The following is a 17,259-nucleotide window of genomic DNA, read 5'->3' on the forward strand; positions in this document are numbered from 1 at the left end:
GCAGCAGTACGATAAAGCATGATTTTCGAGGTCCTCCTCCCTCTCCTTTGGAGAGGGTTGGGGGTGAGGTTTTGACAGCGAGAATATCTCTGCGACAATTTTAGATGCCCCTATTTATCAGAAATGCCTGGCATCGCACTTTAAATGCACGACTACCAGGCATAATCACTTATTCTTTCTATTTAAAACTTAAATATCATACTTGCTGCAAACCTGCGAGGTATTTGTTTTTCAATAGTTGTCCATCCGCCAAAATATTCTTTATTAGCAAGATTATCTCCTTTAATCGCGAGGCGATACCTTTTGGCATCATAAAAAAGAGAGGCGTTTACAACAGTGTACTCGGGCAAAGAAAAATTGCCGGTAACATGTGATGTTGTTATTAAATTTTTGCTGGCATAGTTACCGCCAAAGCCCGCACCCAATCCTTGTAATTTTCCGTCCACAGCAGTATAGCTTACCCAAAGATTAGCAAGGTTTGCCGGGCCAGCACTTGTTGGCCTTGTATTAATAGTTGCAGGACCGGTTTTTAGTAATTTACTGTCGTTATATCCATACCCTGCAATAATGTTTAAGCCCGGGGCGGGATTAGCATTCAAATCAAATTCCAATCCTTTCGATTTTTGTTCACCTTCCTGGATAGTAACATTCACAGGCGTTCCGCTTCCATTATCAACAGTAATGCTGGTTAGAATATTTTTTACCAGAATGTTGTAGTAACTGGCAGTAAATAGTAGTTTATGATTGAAAAGATCAAGTTTTACACCACCCTCTTTTTGATCCGCCTGCTGTGGTTTCATGTTAACAGGATATCCTGCTTGTTCATTAGTTATTACAGGTGGCGTATTCCTGAATCCATTCATATAATTAGCAAATAAGCTCACTTTGTTTTCTATTACCTGATAAACTAATCCGAATTTAGGAGACAAGGCGATTTGATTATATTTTCCCGATTTTACACCTGTGTTATAATTGATTGATGGCTTATTATCAAAATGGTCAAAACGAAGGCTTAACATAGCCATCAGTTTATCCGTAATATTGAAAACATCTGATATATAAGCACTATATGTGTAGTTGTTTGCTCCGTTTTTAGTAGCGCCGGGTGTTGTTGCCAGCTTTGCATCTACAGCCTGGCGAGTTAACTGGCCATAACGTGAATCATTGCTCCTGGTAACATTTACATAGTCAAACAACAGGTAAGGAGAATTATCGTTGACGCTTTGAATATTCATCATATCAATACCTGCAATGATCCTATTTCTAAACTTACCAATCTGAAAATCTCCAATAAAGTTTTGTTGTAGATCTGTAGTATACGAAATTGAATTCTGATTATATACAAATCTTGAAATCAATGTATCATTTGGTGCGATCGGCCCCGAAGCACTTCCATCCAAAAACATGATATAAGAATAATACCCATCGCTTTTGCGCACGCTTCTGGAAAGATTTGTTTGAGAGGTCCAGTTATCAGACAGCTTATAATTTATTTGTCCGAACAAATTAAACGTTGGCGTTTTATAAGTAATATCATTGCTGGTGTAAGATCTGTTAAAGTCCATGTTTAGCTCCTCAACAGTTTTAGCAATGAGCGGCCTTGCCCTGTTCAAAAATATCATTGTTGCGTTGGTCGCTTCTACATTATATATTTCTGCATTAATCAGGAAAGAAAGCCTGTCATTTACCCGATAAGAAAAAGATGGAGCGATGAAGAAAGATTTTTTAAAGCCTGCGTCCTGAAAACTTCCTTCATTCAGCCCGCCAAAAGAAATAAGGCTGCTTCCAAATAAAGTACCCGAAGGGCCTTTAATGGTTTCAATGCGCTCAATATTAGCCGGATCTACGCCGCCATTGGTAAGGCCAGGCACTCCATTAATCATGGTTGGCTGCACGCTAAAACCACGCATAGCAAAATAACCAGCTCCGTCACCAGGACGGCCAGTAGAACTCCATAACCGGCTTACGCCCGGCGCATTTTTTAGCGCCTCATCAAGAGAAGTGATTACTTGCTCTTTCATGAGTTCTTTGCCAATTACATTATACACCTGTGGATTCTCTAAGTTTAACAGCGGCATTTTAGCAACATGAGCACTGGTTCTATTGGCATAACCGTTTTTAGATCCTTTCACTACAATTTCTGCAAGTTCATCATACGATACTTCCAATTGGATTTGAACCCTTGCGGTTTTACCATTTTCAACAGTAACCGTTTCCAGTTTAGTTTCGTAACCAACAAGGCTTATCTCTAACTCGTGTTCCCCTTCCGGAAGTCCGCTTATGACAAAGGTTCCGTCTTCGTCAGTAAAGGCGCTTTTTTAGTATTTTTACTGTTACATTTACTCCAAATGCCGGTTGTCCGTCGCTGGTAGTTACTGTTCCTTTTATTGATCCTGCAACTTCATCATTAAAACCTTTGGCGTATGCAGATTGGCTAAATAAGCATAGGGCGATGAAAATCAAAAAATTGAAAATTGGGGCTGAGAGGTTTGTCCTTATCATTGTCTACTCTTTTTTCGAAGTGCAAAATTGAAGAGAGTAGTTTGAAAAGGGTTTACGAATTGCGGAAAAAGATTTTAAAAAATGACAATTAGATTAAAATTTAATGTTAGGCGCATCTCCTGCATGACGAATGTGTATTCTATATCCATCCCGGAATTCGCTTGACAGTGTTTGATTAGGTATCGCTTTGCCACTTAGAATATTGATCACGTTCATTTTCTTTTCCAGCAACTCGTCGTTTCGCTGAACAATCACTTGTACAACGCCATAAGTTGACATTAAGGCGTGTTTGAGCTCTGTAAGCGTCATTCCAAATTTTTTGTTTACTGCCAATACTTCATCACCGGCCATTAAGCCTGCTTTATCAGCTGGCGAGCCTTTGGGAATGTCTCCAACAATAGCCCGGCCTTCAAAAAAATAGAGCTCAAGCCCGGAGTAGGCGTAGTCAAATGGTTCTCTGAAAGACTTATTGGGTGACAGATATATTTGACCGCTTTTATAATTCAATATGCAGTTAAAGCGCCTGAAAATGTCATTACCGATCAATCCGCCATTGGTAGGATAGGAAGTGATATTATGTTCATCATCAAAAATATTGATTGGCACATTTCTGAATTTATACGGCCCTATTTTCAACTCCTTCATAACACTCAGCTGAAAAGCCACCTTGCCGCCAAGCCCTTCACCCTGTTTTAAATATCTCTTTCTTTTCTTTTTCTGAAAAGATTTATCGTCCATATAATCTTGTGAAAATAAAACGGTGAGGCCAGCTCCAATATCGAATAAATAACTGAAATCATGCTTTGTCGCGTCTCCCACTTCAGCTGATAAAAAGGGAATGGTTCGCATGCGGGGTTTCATAATATACCCACCTTTTGGATATTTTATGGTGCCGTTACTACAAAAGGTAAGTTGATTATTTTCGTAATCAATTTTTACGATGTATCGGCTTAGTACGGCATATCCAACGATACCATCAATTTTCTCGCCGTATAAGGCGGATAATATTTCGTAATCAATAATATGGAAATTAAGGCTGTCGATGATCAAATCATTAAGGGTCAATTTTCTGTTTTTCAGGAACCCGACCTTTGCTGTTCCGCCAATTCCCCGGATCATTCTTTCGGGAGAAGATGGTTGTAAACCAAGCTTGGATACAGTTGTAGAGTCAAGCGAGATCCCACCACTTCCCGTATCCAGGACGAATGTTAAAGAGTCTTCAAAATTGTCTAATAGCGCCTTGAACACAATGACGCCGCCAGTGAACTGCATAAAACGTATTTTGGTTAGCTCGCGGCTCGGCGGATCAATAAACTCCTCCTGAGACATTGCGATATGCGCAAAAAACACAACCAGTATCAATAGGGCTATTTTTTTCATCGGCAAAAAAATCGTTGTCTAAAGTTAACTTATAAAGTAAGGAAAGTATTTTTTTATATGAGCGGTAAAACCCTTTGTGTAGTAGCAATCGAATCGAATTATTTACTTATCAAACTACATGTGTATGTGGCAACATCTATATCGAACGGACAACAATGTATACAACTACTCGCTTTTTACTTATCAAAAACGCGTGCTTTTCGTACCTTTGCATCTAATTTCATCCTCGCTGTTCGAGGCGTCGTCGCCTCGAACCACTATGCTATCGCCTCCTGGCGATTCATAAAAGATAGATTGGATGCATAAAATTTGCACCACTTCATTTCGTACCTTTGCATCTAATTTCATTCCAACTATGGATTTAAGTGATCTTTATAAAAAAGCAGCCGCTTTTGAATTTTTAAGTGTAGAAGAAGGTGTTTTTCTGTATCATAATGCACCGCTTAGCGAGTTAATGTTTGTTGCAGATGAATTAAGAAAACAACAAGTGCCGCATGGTAAAGTTACCTGGCAAATCGACCGCAATGTGAATACAACCAATGTTTGCATTGCTAATTGTAAGTTCTGCAACTTCTTTCGCATTCCAGGCCATGCCGAAGCATATATAACGGACATGGACACTTACCGAAAAAAATCGAAGAAACTATTAAGTATGGTGGAGACCAGCTTTTATTACAAGGCGGTCATCATCCGGAATTAGGATTACGGTTTTACGTTGATACGTTCAGTGCGATAAAGGCTGAGTTTCCGGATATTCGTTTACACGCATTAGGGCCACCCGAAGTGGCGCATATCACTAAATTAGAAAAGAGCACGCATCATGAAGTTTTGAAAGCTTTGAAAGAAGCCGGAATGGACTCTTTGCCCGGCGCTGGTGCAGAAATTTTGATAGACCGTGTGCGGAGGCTTATTAGTAAAGGGAAATGTGGTGCACAGGAATGGCTGGACATTATGCATGAAGCGCATAAATTAGACATTACCACTTCGGCCACTATGATGTTTGGACATGTAGAAACTATTGAAGAACGTTTTGAACATCTTGTAAAAATTCGTGAGGTTCAAAGCCGTAAACCGGAAGGCACTAATGGGTTCCTTGCTTTTATAGCCTGGACTTTTCAGGACGTGGACACATTGCTTACGCGCATACGTGGCGTGCATAATCTTACAACATCAGAAGAATATCTACGCATGGTGGCGTTGAGCCGCATTATGTTGCCCAATGTAAAAAACATACAAGCCAGCTGGCTTACGGTTGGCAAACCAACCGCCCAGCTTTGTTTACACGCCGGAGCGAATGATTTTGGAAGTATTATGATTGAAGAAAATGTGGTAAGTGCGGCGGGTGCGCCACATCGGTTTACGTATAAGTCTATTCAGGATGCTATTAAGGAAGCAGGATTTGAACCGCAATTACGCAATCAGCTTTATCAATGGCGTGAAATTCCTGAAACGATAGAAGAGCAGGTGGTGAATTATTGATGTAGGGTTTCAAGTTGCTGATTTCAAGTTTCAGGTTTATTGAATATGGGTTTCTCGAACTCACTCGGTTCAGGTGTTGTGATGAAGATAAAAGTTGAGTTAGGCAAGCCCCGAAGGAGCTGAATATAAATGGCCGGATGCGAAGCTTCCGGAGCGAAGAATAAGTAGCTGATTTATATTCAACTGTACAAGCGAGCGTGGCAAGGATGTTGATAGTAGTAGTGTCGATGATTCAATAATAAAATTACGATTGAGTCGCCATTTAATTTAAATGAGTGGAGCTATGCAAACAACTAAGAAAAAAGTAGTCGTTATTGGCGGTGGATTTGCCGGAGTTAATTTTGTGAAACAACTGGCAAAGCACGATACGTTTGAAATTACATTGGTCGATCTTAATAATTACAACTTTTTCCCACCCCTTTTATACCAGGTTGCTACCGGGTTTTTAGAGCCTTCGAGCATTAGTTATCCTTTCAGAAAATTTTTAAGACACAGGGAAAATGTGCGGTTTCGCATGGCCGAGCTTAAGCAGGTTTTGCCTGCCGAAAACAAAGTGATCCTGTCTAACGGCGAACTTACATACGATTTACTTGTAATGGCTCGGCGCCGCTACCAACTATTTTGGAATGGAAAATGTGAAGCAACATGCCATTCCGATGAAAACGTTGAGCGATGCGCTGGCAATGCGCAATCTTTTATTAAACCGGCTGGAGGAGGCGACAAGAGTTTCTGATATTGAAGAAAAAAAGAAACTTTTAACTATTGTTGTTGCCGGCGCAGGGCCCACGGGCGTAGAGGTTTCGGGAATGTTTGCAGAAATGCGGCAAAGCATTATCAGGAAAGATTATCCTGAATTGGGCAAAGGGTTTAGTGATATTATATTAGTGGATGGTGGTGATGCTGTGTTAGGGCCTATGTCGGTTGATTCTCAAAATTATTCTAAAGAATCGCTGGAAAAGCTGGGTGTAAAAATAATGTTGCAAACAAAAGTGAAAGATTTTGATGGAGAAACTGTAACATTAACCGATCATAGCACGATAGAAATTAAAACTAAAAATCTGATCTGGGCTGCAGGTGTATCAGCTATTCCTTTTGAAGGAATCCCTGCCGAAAGTTTTGGACCAGGCAAGCGCATGATCGTTGACGCTTTTAATAAAGTTCACGGCACTGAAAATATATATGCGATTGGCGACACTTGTTTACAAACAACAGATGAACATTTTCCAAAAGGACATCCGCAGGTAGCTCAGGTTGCGATACAACAAGGAAAGTTGCTGGCTAAAAACCTGGCTACAGATGAGCCGCTGAGAAAGCCGTTTATTTATAACGACAAAGGCTCAATGGCTATAATTGGCCGTAATAAAGCCGTTGCGGATATACCAAAACCTAAGTTTCACTTTAACGGTTTTATGGCGTGGGCTGTATGGCTGTTCATTCATGTTATGTCTTTACTTACTGTAAAAAACCGGCTTCGCACCTTTGGTAATTGGGTGATTGCCTATTTTAGTAAAGACCAGTCTTTCAGAATGATTATAAGGCCACAGGACAAAGACAAGAATATCACAGCATAAAAAAACTCCGATTTAAATAAATCTTTCAGGCAGTTTTTTATTAAATTAGAACATGCTTGAGAAAAACCTGCTGTTAGTCATTTCCCTTTTGTTTATTATCACCTTGCTTACGATGCTGGGTAATAAACTTAAGATAGCTTATCCCATTTTTTTGGTGATCGGCGGTTTACTGATCAGTTTTGTGCCAGGTGTTCCTGATTTACGAATTAGCCCGGATATTGTTTTTTATATTTTTCTACCGCCGGTTCTTTTCGCGGCTTCGTGGCAAATTCCTTGGGCTGATTTTTGGAGACTCAGGCAACCCATTGCACGTTTTGGTTTTGGTCTTGTATTTTTTACATCTACCATTATTGCGTTTCTATCGCAAGCATTAATTCCCGGATTTACACTTGCTTTAGGATTTGTTTTGGGGGAATTATTTCGCCGCCTGACGCTGTTGCGGCAACATCCGTTTTGCGAAAACTAAATGTGCCGCGCAATGTTGTTACGCTTTTAGAAGGAGAAAGTTTGGTAAACGATGCTTCGAGTCTTATCGTGTTTCGCTTTGCTTTACTGGCGGTAATGACGGGGCAGTTCAGCATACTGGATGCGACACAGAGCTTCTTTATTATGGCGATTGGCGGCATTGGGATCGGCCTTGCCATTGGCGGCATTTTATATGTAATACATCGCTTTTTTCCTACAACAACGGCTATTGATACGGCGCTCACACTTATATCGCCTTTTGTGATGTATTTAATTGCAGAACATCTGAATTTTTCTGGCGTATTGGCTGTGGTTTCCGGCGGACTTTTTATTAGTTATCATTCCCATAAAATACTTTCTTACAGCTCGCGTCTCAATATAAATGGTGTTTGGGACACGCTGACGTTTTTATTGAATGGTTTTATTTTTATACTGATTGGTTTGCAATTGCCTTATCTGTCCAGATATTTTACCCAAAACACAATAAAGGATGCGTTGTTTTATGGTGTCGTTATTGGTTGGCTGTTATCATTATTCGTATCGTTTGGGTATATAGCATTAACTATTTCCGAATTTTCATCAATAAGAAAAAACCGCTCAAAGGGGAAATACTTACTAATAAGGAAGCTTTTCTGATATCATGGTGCGGCATGAGAGGCGTTGTTTCGTTAGCCGCAGCGCTGTCAATACCTTTTTTATACAGGATGATAAAATATTCCCTTTCAGATATTTCATATTGTTCATCACCTTTGTTGTGATACTGATAACTCTTGTCATTCCTGGTCTTACGGTTGGGCCACTTCTTAGATGGCTAAAAATCGAAGATCGGACGGTTGCTTTAAAAAGGCAAAACGAACAGATGATAAAGCTGAGCCTTGCGCAGGCATCGCTTAATTATATTGACACACATTTTGTTGAAGATCTGAACAATGATGAACATTTTAGAGCTGTAAGAAACCGGTACGAAAGAGCTATTCAAATTAGTAAGCAAAAGCTGGATACGATTAAATCCGACTCTATAAAACCCCTACCTAAAACCACACCAATACTTAAAAAGATGTTGTTGGAGCTGATTGATATGAAAAGAACAGAACTTTCCAAATACCTGCAAAACGGCAGCTTTGATGAAGAGTTGATACGGGAAAAAGAAAGGGAGTTGGATTTGGAAGAAGCCAGGTTAAGAAGCAGGGAAGGTTAATTGTATCCATTACAAAGATTGATTATTTAAGAATATCGACGAAGTAACTTAACCATATAGCGATGTAGCCTTTAACTTTGATAAGTATACATAAATTCTGTCAAAGGAGGATTATAGTAGCCAACTCTTCAAACGACTATGTGTGGTTATGTCTCCTTTTCTATTAAGATATTCTATGTCACTATGTGGTTTTTTATTTAGATATGGGGGATATTTTGACAACTTTCCTTCCGATTTTTGCCAGATACTCAGACATCAAACACATGGAAAATTATTTCGTTGATCAGGTTTATGATAATATTGATTACACCAACAATCCATTCCAAATTGCAGAATATGAAAAATGTGTTTTCAACAACTGTAATTTTTCTGGCATCTCTTTAAAAAGGCTTCTTTTATTGACTGCAATTTTAATCATTGCAATGTTAGCAATACTTTTTTGGACGAAACCGTTATCCGGGATGTACAATTTAGTCATTGTAAAATGCTTGGGCTCCGTTTTGATAAGTGTAGCGAGTTTTTGTTCTCAGCATCTTTTACCCATTGCACATTAAATTTTTCTTCTTTTTATAAATTGAAAATAAAGAAGACCAAATTTCAGGAATGCATCATCCAGGAAGTTGATTTTTCAGAAACAGATTTAAGCGAAGCTGTATTTGACCGCTGTGATTTAAAAGATGCAAATTTTGACAATACAATTCTGGAAAAAGCTGATTTTACAACATCGTATCATTACAGAATTGATCCTGATAATAATAAGATAAGGAAGGCAAAATTTTCCAGAGATGGACTGGCGGGACTTTTAACTAAATACGATATACAGATCAAATAAAAGCCGTATGCTTATGCGAAGAATATGTAGGATGCCATATATTCTACAATTGAACTTAGCGTAGCAACGAAGATGCTATCTATTTATGGATAGCTCAAAAATTCCCTTCTGCGTAAACTATTTTTTCCGCTTTTAGTAAACAAGGTGGCAATGCCTTCTTCTATTTTTGCACATTAAATTTTAAAAATGAAAAAAATAGTTTTTGCATTGTTGATGTTGTTGGCCTGCAACCTTAGTTGGGCCCACGCTGTATGGATTGAAACACAACCAACCGGCATTAAAAACAAAGCACAGGAAATAAAAGTATTCTTTGGCGAGTATGCTGATAAAGACATAACCGCTGCAGATAAATGGTTTTCGGATCTGAAAGATTTTAAGATCATTGCTATTGCACCGGATGGTTCCGTAGAAACACTATCTACATCTATATCAACAGATCATTATAAAGCCAGCTTTACACCCAAGCAGGATGGTGTTTACACTATCAGTCTGCAACACCCGGTAAAGGATTTGTATCATGGAACGCAGTTACATTATTTCAGCAGCGCGACAGTAAAAGTAGGATCAGCGGATAATGGAAATGACGCGATCGTTAACAAAAACCTTTTAAGCCTGTTGGCTAAAGATGCGGCAACAGCGCAAAAAGATAAAGAAATAAAAGTGATAGCCATGTTAGAAGGCAAACCTGCAAAGAGCAAGGAAATACAAGTATTTGCACCCAATGGCTGGAGCAAAACTTTATGGGCTAATGAAGCTGGAGAAATAACTTTCACTCCTTTGTGGTCCGGGCTTTACCAGGTAGAGTTTTCGCATACTGACAGTACTGCCAAAGAAGAGAACGGCAAAAAAATTGAAAAAACATTTAACGGAGCGACCTATATGCTATTTGTAAAATAGTGTCGGAAGCCGTTGCTAACTATACACCATATAACGGCAACCAATTAACTTCATTTATAAAATCCCGGCATCGTCGGGATTTATTTTTTACCAACAATAATAGACATCGCACACTTGCTATTCCTTACTCGGTATATAAAATATTTGCTATTTTAAAGTATTGCTTGCTCTTATTCGTTTTCCCTGAACAATGTCTTTCATTATGAAATGAGCATAAGAAAATATACAGATGAAAAAACCTTTAAAAACAAAACTCAGGAAAGCCATGTGGGTAATGCTTTGGATCATAGTTGTTCTTGTAGCCGCGGTTGCGATATTTGTTAATCAACCAAATTTTGGGAAAGCTCCGTCAGGTGCAAGATTGGAGCGCATCAAAAAATCTCCTAATTACAGAGACGGCTCGTTTCAAAATATCAGCATCACGCCAAACTTTTCTCCTGATAGAAACATTTTTGGATTGATGTACGACTTTCTATTCAAAAAAGTAAAAGACTTGCGCCCTGCAAAAGATATTCCTTCTGTCAAAACAGATTTAAAAAACCTTGGTTCCGATGATGCTCTTGTTTGGATGGGGCATTCCGCTTTATATATGCAACTTTCAGGTAAGAAATTTTTAGTTGATCCTGTTTTAGTTTCAGCCTCTCCTTTATCAGCTTTTAATAAAGCCTTTAACGGTGCTTCTAAATACCAGCCGGAAGACCTTCCAGATGCAGATGTTCTGATTCTCACACACGACCATTGGGATCATTTAGATTACAACACTATGCTCTATCTAAAAGATCGTGTAGGTAAAATTATTTGTCCGTTAGGCGTTGGCGCACATTTAGAATATTGGGGATTTGATCCCAATAAAATCACAGAGCTTGATTGGCATGAGCAAACAGACCTTGGCAGCGGATTTATGTTAACTGCTTTGCCTGCAAGGCACTTTTCTGGTCGCGGATTTGTACGTAACAAATCACTTTGGGCTTCTTTTATGCTGCAGTCTTCATTTGGTAATATTTATATTGGCGGAGATTCAGGATATGACACACATTTCACTGCAATAAAGAAGCGTTTCGGCAACATCGACCTGGCCATTATAGAAAACGGTCAATACAATAACGACTGGAAATATATCCACTTAATCCCGGAAGATCTTATCAAGGCTGTTAAAGATCTTGAACCCAAGCGCCTGTTTACGGTTCATAATTCAAAATATGCTTTGGCTATGCATGCCTGGTACGAACCTCTTGAAAATATATCTACAGCTGCAGCTAAAGACAGCATTGATCTTTTAACGCCCATGATTGGTGAAGTGGTTCATTTAAAAGACAGCACGCAAATTTTTACTAAATGGTGGAAGGATTATATGTGATTTTCTAATAGATATATGGACCAGAATAGGTGCGTTGACGGTGTTAGGGTTTTGATGGAAAGTGTTTGTTCTTAGCAACTTATTGTAAGCGCTATTTATTATTTAATCAACTTTTTAAGTATCGATAATCTTCCTTTAAAAGAAGGATATGCCATCTGAAGATCAGGCCAGGTTGCTGCTTTTAGTACTGCCTTTTGATGACTAAAAGTTTCCATCGAAAATTTACCATGATACCGGCCCGCACCGCTATTGCCGCGGCCTCCGAAAGGAAGATTTTATTGAGATAATGCATAGCTACCGCATTAATACAGGCGCCGCCACTTGGTACTTTTTCAAGCCATTCATCGGCTTCCTTTTTATCGTCGGTAAATATGTAAAAAGCCAACGGGTTCCGGTTTTTGCTGATGATTTCTAAAGCATAAGCGTTGTTGGAATAAGTCAATATTGGAAGTAGCGGCCCAAAGATTTCTTCCTGCATAATAGGTTCGTCAAGTTCAGGTTCATCAATAAGCGTTGGCGAAATGTATAATATATCTTCGTTGTGCGTTCCGCCTGCAATCACCTTACTTGTTTTTAAATACCCTATTAATCGCTCGAATTGTTTTTTATTGATGATGCGGCCATAGTCATAACTTTCAACAGGGTGTTCTCCATAGAAGTTTTTAATAGTTTGTTGTAAGATATTGACAAATTCGTCTTTTACAGATTGATGGACCAAAAGATAATCTGGTGTAATGCACATCTGGCCAGCGTTTGAGAACTTAGCCATCGCAATTCTTTTCGCTGCCAATTTTAAATTAGCATGATCTGAAACAATACATGGACTTTTTCCACCGAGTTCCAATGTTACCGGAGTCAATTGTTCTGCCGCCATTTTGTAAACGATTTTACCAACTGCCGTACTTCCGGTATAGAATATATGATCAAATCGAAATTGTTGTGTCATTTCCGGAACAACTGTTGCACCATCTCCTGCGGCATAAGCAATGTATTGTTGTTCGAAAGTTTCTGTAATAATTTTTTGAATCACCAACTCTGTGGCCGTGGCAACTTCGCTTGGTTTAAGAACTACACAGTTGCCCGCGGCAATTGCACCAACCAGCGGAACAAATAAAAGCTGAAAAGGATAATTCCATGGAGCAATAATTAAAACCACGCCCAGTGGCTCATTCATTATATAACTTTTTCCAGGCAGGTTTAAAAGATTGGTACTAACTTTTTGTGGGGTTGCCAGCTCCTCAATATTTTTTAAAAAGAAGTTGATTTCAGACAGTACCAACCGGTTTCGGTTATCCATATTTCTTCTTTGCTTTTTCTCAAATCCTGATAAAGCGCATCATTCAACGGTTCTCCATATTTCAGAATTATTTCTTTCAGCTTTTTTAATTGTCCTTTTCGGAAGTCGATGCTTTTTGTAGCGCCGCTTAAAAAGTATTGGCGCATGGTATCAAGAGAAGGAATATGATTCATAATAAGTTGTTATGTTGACAGTTGTTAGATGACAGCATTTAAACCCTCGAAAACTTCCGCGAAGAAATTTGAATCAGATAGATCAATACGTTTCTGTCAACTTCTTTCGCCTATTTTTGTTTGAAGATAAAAACATTTAATGACTGACGAATACTTTATGCAACTGGCATTGAAGGAAGCGATGCGGGCATTTGAAGAAGACGAGATACCAATTGGAGCCGTTGTTGTTCAAAATAATAAAGTGCTGGCAAGAGGTTATAACATGACAGAAAAGCTGAATGATACTACAGCCCATGCCGAAATCATTGCACTTACTTCTGCATTTAATAACATTGGAGCGAAGTATTTGCCAGACGCCACATTGTATGTAACCGTTGAGCCTTGTGTAATGTGCTCTGGCGCTTTATACTGGAGCAAAATAAGCCGCGTGGTTTGGGGTGCATCCGATCCTAAAAATGGATTTAGCCGATTACAATCTTCGATATCACCTTTTCATCCTAAAACAGCAATTACCACGGGCGTGTTGGAAACAGAATGTGCCGCATTAATGAAGGAGTTTTTTATATTGAAACGGAAGTAAAAGTCTTGAAATCTACTTTTTGGAATAGTATTTGAACCTTCAACCAATGAATTCAACTATCTCGTTTTAAATTTGTTATATTGCCAAGCAATCATTCATTTATTTAATCACTATAAAAAACTTTAAGATCATGGCATTTAGTTTACCTGCCCTTCCTTATGCTAAAGAAGCTCTGGAACCACATATCGACGCACAGACAATGGAAATACATCACGATAAGCACCACCAGGCTTATGTTGATAATCTAAATAAAGCAATTGATGGAACAGAACATGCTGAAAAATCTCTGGAAGATTTAGTTAAAAGTGCTGGAGCCATTTCTCCGGCAGTTCGTAACAATGGCGGTGGTCATTGGAACCATACTTTTTCTGGGAAATCCTGACCCCTGGCGGAGCTACAGAACCTTCCGGAGCTTTGGCTGATGCGATCAATGAAGCATTTGGCTCTTTAGACGCATTGAAAGAAAAAGTAAATGCAGCAGGCGCAACACGTTTCGGTAGCGGATGGGCCTGGTTAATTGTGAAAGACGGAAAGCTGGAAGTAACTTCAACACCCAATCAGGACAACCCTGTAATGGATGTGGCAGAAGTAAAAGGTTCACCAATTTTAGGAATAGATGTTTGGGAACATGCTTATTACTTAAAATATCAGAACAAGCGCCCGGCATATCTTGCTGCAATCTGGAGCGTAATAAATTGGGATAAAGTGGCCGAAAAGTTTGAAGCTGCTAAATAAAAAAGTTACGAACAGAATATTAAAAAAACCTCACAGGCTTTAAAACCTGTGAGGTTTTTTTAATGGTTATTCTCAATTACAAAATCGAAACTTTTTTACCCTTTTGCCTTAGGCAAACTTTGCGACCTTTGTTTACGAAGAATAAGAATACCTTCTTAGCAATCTTTGCGTGAAAATCTCTTTACAAAATCTCAAACCTCACCATAACCGTTGCCTCTACTTTCAGATTTTCGAAATTCAGGTCAGCAGCATCGGTCGCTCCTTCCGCCTTAGCTTTATACATTACGGTATTAGCATATACAGGTCTTTCAAATACATTTTGCTCCTGAATAAACAACGCTTTTCCCGCTTTCTGGCCAATGCTTTCAGTTAATAAAGCCGCTTTTTCTTTCGCCGCTTTAATGGCTTTTATTTTTACTTCCTGACGATACTCTTCTATTTTACTGCTTTCAAGTTTTTCAATGCTCGCATTGGAAATGCCAATTTCTTCCAAAGCTAAAAACACGCGTCCAGCAGTTTTACCATCATGCACAATAATTTGGTACTGTTTGCTCAGCAGCACATCTTTCGACAAAAATCCGTTTTTAAGATTGCTTGCTAAGTCTTTTATCATTACATCTTTTTTAGTATCAATGCCTAAAGATTGCAATTTCTGTAGCATTTGTTTTTCCTGCTCCGAAATGGCATTTTTATTTTTGCTATCTTTTTCATTTAGCAAAACCTGAATATAAATTTTGTCTGGAGTAAATTCCATTTCAGACTTTCCGGTAACCTCAATATAATTCTTGTCGATAAAATTTTTTTCGCCCATCTGCGCAAAAGCGCTAACTGAAAATAAAATGGCGAATGCTGTTAAAAGATTTTTCATTGAAATAGGATTTTAAAATGTTCAAATAATTTTCTACAGGATGAGGTAAAAGAACTGATTACATAGCAGTTTGCAAAACTTTAGGCTTTTAGGGCTTTCTTCTTAATTATTTACAAAACTTCAAAGTATATGCAACCATTTTTGTTTAGTCAACAGTAAATACATATCAGCTGTCTTGCCACGCTCGGTATTGTCCCGATTATGCATCATCAAAATCGTGGCAGTTTATCCTGAGCTTGTCGAAGGATCGCACACTGCATTTGTGGTGCAGTTGGCATCCTATATATACTATACAAATATCTCCGCTTTATATTTTCAAACATCTAACCTACATTTGCGAGGCAACAATCAATAATTACCCTCTTTTTTAAAAGAGCAAACATACACATGCAAAAAGAATTAGATACCAGAAAGCCAAATGCTACTATCCTTTTTATTTTTGGCGGTAGTGGCGATTTAAACCAACGCAAACTTACTCCTGCCTTATTTAATTTATCGATAGATGGCCTGATGCCCGAAAAATTTGCCATTATTGGTACCGGCCGTACAGATTATAGTGCCGACAAATTCAGGGCTCATCTCTTTGATGGTATCAAGGAGTTTTCGCGCCGCAAAAAAATCCTCCCGGCAGTTGGGAAGATTTTTCGCAGTATATTTCTTACTTAAGAATGGATGTTGATAAACCACAATCTTACGATCCTATTAAAAATATCATCACCGAGCGCGAAGCCGAATGGGGTGTAAAAGCCGAAATTATTTTTTATCTGGCCGTAGCACCACAATTGGTGCCTGAAATAACAACCAATCTGCACGATCTCAAATTGCATAAACCCAAAGAAAAATTACGCATCATTGTTGAAAAACCTTTTGGGCATGATCTAAAAAGCTCGCAGGAGTTGAATAAATTACTGACCAATATGTTTGACGAATGCCAGATATATCGGATCGATCATTATCTGGGTAAAGACACTGTTCAAAATATATTAGCATTGCGTTTTGCCAACGCTTTGTTTGAGCCACTTTGGAACAGCAACTATATCGATCATGTACAAATTACAGCATCAGAAACTGTAGGCGTAGAAGACCGAGGTGGGTACTACGAGCGGTCGGGCGCATTGCGCGATATGTGCAGAACCACATTTTACAATTGTTGTGTATGGTAGCTATGGAAGCTCCCGTTTCTTTTGATGCAGATGAAATCCGCAATAAAAAATCGGATGTGTTGAATGCCCTTCGAAAAATAAAAAAGAAGACGTACAGAAATACGCCGTGCGCGGCCAGTATTCACAAGGCTGGATGCAAGGAAAAGAGGAGAAAGCCTATCGTGAAGAAAAAGGAGTAGATACGAATTCATCCGTAGAAACGTTCGCCGCCGTTAAATTTTATGTTGATAACTGGCGCTGGCAGGGCGTTCCATTTTATGTGCGCACCGGAAAATTTTTAAAAGAAAAAACTACGCTGATCACTATTCAGTTTAAAGAAGGTCCCAAATATGCATTTCCGCCAGAAGCTTCAGAAACATGGCGATCCAACAGGCTCACCATAAGCATCCAGCCTGAAATGGACATCAGGCTTAGGTTTCAGGCTAAACGTCCGGGGCAAACCATGTCATTGAATCCAGTAAACATGGTGTTTAGCTATCATGATACTTTTCATGAACCACAACCAGAAGCTTACGAGACCTTATTGCTGGATGCGATGATGGGCAACCCCACGCAATATATGCGCAGCGATCAGGTTGAAATTGCCTGGAAAGTGATTGAACCGATTTTAGATGCATGGGAAAAACGCCCGCCCGATAATTTCCCTAATTATGCGCCCGGTAGCTGGGGACCCGAAGATGCGGAAGCATTAATTGCAAAAGACGGCAGAACCTGGATTACACTGCCGCCGAATGGGAAGGGGCATTAAAGGATAATCCGTAG

The 17,259-nt window shown here is 39.1% G+C and carries 18 protein-coding genes and 4 pseudogenes; 15 read left to right on the forward strand and 7 right to left on the reverse strand.

The features are described from left to right. Positions 1-182: 182 nt before the first annotated feature. The 4 genes and pseudogenes from MKP09_RS20375 to MKP09_RS20390 form a co-directional block, all read right to left on the reverse strand. A complete protein-coding gene (locus tag MKP09_RS20375) occupies positions 183-2,168 on the reverse strand; it encodes a TonB-dependent siderophore receptor (RefSeq protein WP_240832120.1) in 1,986 nt (661 codons plus the stop codon). A gap of 21 nt (positions 2,169-2,189) precedes the next feature. Then, positions 2,190-2,282, reverse strand: a pseudogene (locus MKP09_RS20380) (PEGA domain-containing protein); the annotation flags it as partial. Positions 2,283-2,301: 19 nt separating this feature from the next. Beyond that, a complete protein-coding gene (locus MKP09_RS20385; protein ID WP_240832121.1) occupies positions 2,302-2,502 on the reverse strand; it encodes a hypothetical protein in 201 nt (66 codons plus the stop codon). A 93-nt stretch (positions 2,503-2,595) separates the two neighbouring features. Further along, positions 2,596-3,882, reverse strand: coding sequence for an aspartyl protease family protein (locus tag MKP09_RS20390; protein WP_240832122.1), 1,287 nt, complete (start codon positions 3,880-3,882; stop codon positions 2,596-2,598). Positions 3,883-4,180: 298 nt separating this feature from the next. Between MKP09_RS20390 and MKP09_RS27580 the strand changes: the two genes are divergently transcribed. From MKP09_RS27580 to MKP09_RS20430, 10 genes and pseudogenes are all read left to right on the forward strand, one after another. Beyond that, positions 4,181-4,582 carry a hypothetical protein gene (locus MKP09_RS27580; protein WP_240832123.1) on the forward strand — a complete coding sequence of 134 codons (402 nt, stop codon included), beginning with the start codon at positions 4,181-4,183 and terminating at the stop codon, positions 4,580-4,582. Beyond that, positions 4,528-5,361 (forward strand): CofH family radical SAM protein, encoded by an 834-nt coding sequence (locus tag MKP09_RS20400; protein ID WP_240833343.1) that lies wholly within the window; start codon positions 4,528-4,530, stop codon positions 5,359-5,361. Before MKP09_RS27580 ends, MKP09_RS20400 begins: the two co-directional genes overlap by 55 nt. Before the next feature lie 283 nt (positions 5,362-5,644). Further along, complete coding sequence (locus MKP09_RS26745; RefSeq protein WP_262915547.1) at positions 5,645-6,094, forward strand: FAD-dependent oxidoreductase; 450 nt, start codon at positions 5,645-5,647, stop codon at positions 6,092-6,094. Further along, a complete protein-coding gene (locus MKP09_RS20405; RefSeq protein ID WP_262915548.1) occupies positions 6,018-6,932 on the forward strand; it encodes an NAD(P)/FAD-dependent oxidoreductase in 915 nt (304 codons plus the stop codon). The genes MKP09_RS26745 and MKP09_RS20405 overlap by 77 nt, the downstream gene beginning before the upstream one ends. A 112-nt stretch (positions 6,933-7,044) precedes the next feature. Further along, positions 7,045-8,033, forward strand: a pseudogene (locus MKP09_RS20410) (cation:proton antiporter). A 223-nt stretch (positions 8,034-8,256) separates the two neighbouring features. Next, positions 8,257-8,595, forward strand: coding sequence for a hypothetical protein (locus tag MKP09_RS20415; RefSeq protein WP_240832124.1), 339 nt, complete (start codon positions 8,257-8,259; stop codon positions 8,593-8,595). Positions 8,596-8,992: 397 nt separating this feature from the next. Then, a pseudogene (locus tag MKP09_RS26750) lies at positions 8,993-9,070 on the forward strand (hypothetical protein); the annotation flags it as partial. Between the two features lie 9 nt (positions 9,071-9,079). Further along, positions 9,080-9,427 carry a pentapeptide repeat-containing protein gene (locus tag MKP09_RS20420; RefSeq protein ID WP_240832125.1) on the forward strand — a complete coding sequence of 116 codons (348 nt, stop codon included), beginning with the start codon at positions 9,080-9,082 and terminating at the stop codon, positions 9,425-9,427. Between the two features lie 186 nt (positions 9,428-9,613). After that, entirely contained in the window at positions 9,614-10,324 is a 711-nt protein-coding gene (locus tag MKP09_RS20425; protein ID WP_240832126.1) for a DUF4198 domain-containing protein, read from the forward strand. Positions 10,325-10,553: 229 nt separating this feature from the next. Further along, positions 10,554-11,681 (forward strand): MBL fold metallo-hydrolase, encoded by a 1,128-nt coding sequence (locus tag MKP09_RS20430; protein ID WP_240832127.1) that lies wholly within the window; start codon positions 10,554-10,556, stop codon positions 11,679-11,681. Positions 11,682-11,862: 181 nt separating this feature from the next. Here the strand turns inward: MKP09_RS20430 and MKP09_RS20435 are convergent, their stop codons facing one another. Both MKP09_RS20435 and MKP09_RS20440 read right to left on the reverse strand, forming a co-directional pair. Continuing rightward, positions 11,863-12,960 (reverse strand): aldehyde dehydrogenase family protein, encoded by a 1,098-nt coding sequence (locus MKP09_RS20435; protein WP_240832128.1) that lies wholly within the window; start codon positions 12,958-12,960, stop codon positions 11,863-11,865. Next, positions 12,930-13,151 (reverse strand): hypothetical protein, encoded by a 222-nt coding sequence (locus MKP09_RS20440; protein WP_240832129.1) that lies wholly within the window; start codon positions 13,149-13,151, stop codon positions 12,930-12,932. Before MKP09_RS20440 ends, MKP09_RS20435 begins: the two co-directional genes overlap by 31 nt. 139 nt (positions 13,152-13,290) lie before the next feature. On the opposite strand from MKP09_RS20440, the gene MKP09_RS20445 reads away from it, so the two are divergent. From MKP09_RS20445 to MKP09_RS28715, 3 genes are all read left to right on the forward strand, one after another. Next, positions 13,291-13,731, forward strand: coding sequence for a nucleoside deaminase (locus MKP09_RS20445; RefSeq protein ID WP_240832130.1), 441 nt, complete (start codon positions 13,291-13,293; stop codon positions 13,729-13,731). A gap of 130 nt (positions 13,732-13,861) precedes the next feature. Next, entirely contained in the window at positions 13,862-14,113 is a 252-nt protein-coding gene (locus tag MKP09_RS28710) for a superoxide dismutase (protein WP_449587072.1), read from the forward strand. After that, complete coding sequence (locus tag MKP09_RS28715; protein WP_449587073.1) at positions 14,083-14,466, forward strand: superoxide dismutase; 384 nt, start codon at positions 14,083-14,085, stop codon at positions 14,464-14,466. Before MKP09_RS28710 ends, MKP09_RS28715 begins: the two co-directional genes overlap by 31 nt. Before the next feature lie 181 nt (positions 14,467-14,647). On the opposite strand, the gene MKP09_RS20455 is transcribed toward MKP09_RS28715, so the two are convergent. Next, on the reverse strand, positions 14,648-15,334 hold the full coding sequence (locus MKP09_RS20455) for an SIMPL domain-containing protein (protein WP_240832131.1): 687 nt from the start codon (positions 15,332-15,334) through the stop codon (positions 14,648-14,650). Positions 15,335-15,721: 387 nt separating this feature from the next. Between MKP09_RS20455 and MKP09_RS26755 the strand changes: the two genes are divergently transcribed. Both MKP09_RS26755 and zwf read left to right on the forward strand, forming a co-directional pair. Continuing rightward, positions 15,722-16,000, forward strand: a complete 279-nt coding sequence (locus MKP09_RS26755; RefSeq protein WP_262915549.1) for a hypothetical protein — start codon at positions 15,722-15,724, stop codon at positions 15,998-16,000. Positions 16,001-16,002: 2 nt separating this feature from the next. Then, positions 16,003-17,245: pseudogene (gene zwf, locus MKP09_RS20460) on the forward strand (glucose-6-phosphate dehydrogenase). The last annotated feature ends 14 nt before the right edge of the window (positions 17,246-17,259 follow it).

The sequence above is a fragment of the Paraniabella ginsengisoli genome, assembly GCF_022513635.1.
GTDB classification, from domain to species: domain Bacteria; phylum Bacteroidota; class Bacteroidia; order Chitinophagales; family Chitinophagaceae; genus Niabella; species Niabella ginsengisoli.